Raw genomic sequence first — 1,109 nt, forward strand, 5'->3', positions numbered from 1 at the left:
CAACTAGAGCGTCCTCTAGCTCAACAGCCTTCTCATAGTTGGTGTAGATAAAGCTCTTGAGTTTATCAGTCACGACACGAGGGTGTTCTTTACAGTATTCATGGAAGAGCTGAGTCATACCATTTACATGGGTAGTCTCATCACGGATCGACCATTCCACGATCTCGCACATACCTCTCATCTTGCCGAAGCGTTGGAAGTTGAGGAGCATGACGAAAGCAGAGAAGAGGCTCATGCCCTCATTACAGACCGAGCGAGCAAGCTCGAAAGCGATATGGGTGATACGACCTAAACCTTCTGGGGATTGGGTCATAAACTCGATTTTCTCACGCATCTCATCAAACTCAAGGAACGCTGAGTATTCCTTTTCAGCGAGTCCTAGTGTGTCATTGAGGAGAGCGTATGCCCTTTGGTGTGTTCCCTCACGATTAGCGAAGGATAAGAGCATATTTCTGATCTCGTTGTTCTTAAACTCTTTGATAAAGATGTCGCAATAGTTTCCACCGACAGCGACATCTGACTGAGTAAAGATGCGAAGGATTTGGGTGATGTGTTGTTTCTCTGCGTCAGAAATCTGACCGCCCTTCCATTGGTTCACATCTTCTTGTAGCTTTGCTTCCCAAGTACCCCAATGGATTTTCTCGTGTTCCTCTGCGATGTTCATCGCCCAAGGATATTGAAATGGCTTATATGTTGTACTGAACTCTAATAGTCCTGCCATGTTCTTAACCTCTCGTTGTAGGGTTGAATGTTATTGATACCACCCTACAATGAGAAGATATAAAAACTACAAATCAAGCAGATTCGCCCGAAAGTTTATTTTATGTGACAACAATGAAGTTTTTACGACCCTTCCTCTTTAGGTTAGGCTCTATCGAGAACTTTAGCTCTTGTTGAATGTTTTTTAGCATAACATCAATCTTCCCCCTAGAAATGATCTTAGCTACTTGCTCGGAGGTTAAACTGTATTCAAGAGTATCACTCAAACCACCCCCTACACTTATCACTTTGAATCCATAACCCTCTAAAGTCACTTTTTCTTTTTCTACGATCTCGGTAAGCATATTGCATGCCACGCTCAACTGCTTGCACTGCAACTCTAAATACAT

The 1,109-nt window shown here is 43.1% G+C and carries 2 protein-coding genes; both read right to left on the bottom strand.

Going from position 1 to position 1,109, the window contains the following annotated elements:
• A partial coding sequence (locus EBR25_14400) for a ribonucleoside-diphosphate reductase (GenBank protein NBW42160.1) occupies window positions 1-721 on the bottom strand: 721 nt, incomplete at its 3' end.
• A gap of 257 nt (window positions 722-978) precedes the next feature.
• Window positions 979-1,109 (bottom strand): 50S ribosomal protein L20 (locus EBR25_14405; GenBank protein NBW42161.1); only part of this gene is annotated, 131 nt, incomplete at its 5' end.

The sequence above is a fragment of the bacterium genome, assembly GCA_009926305.1.
Taxonomy (GTDB): Bacteria; Bdellovibrionota_C; UBA2361; order UBA2361; family RFPC01; genus RFPC01.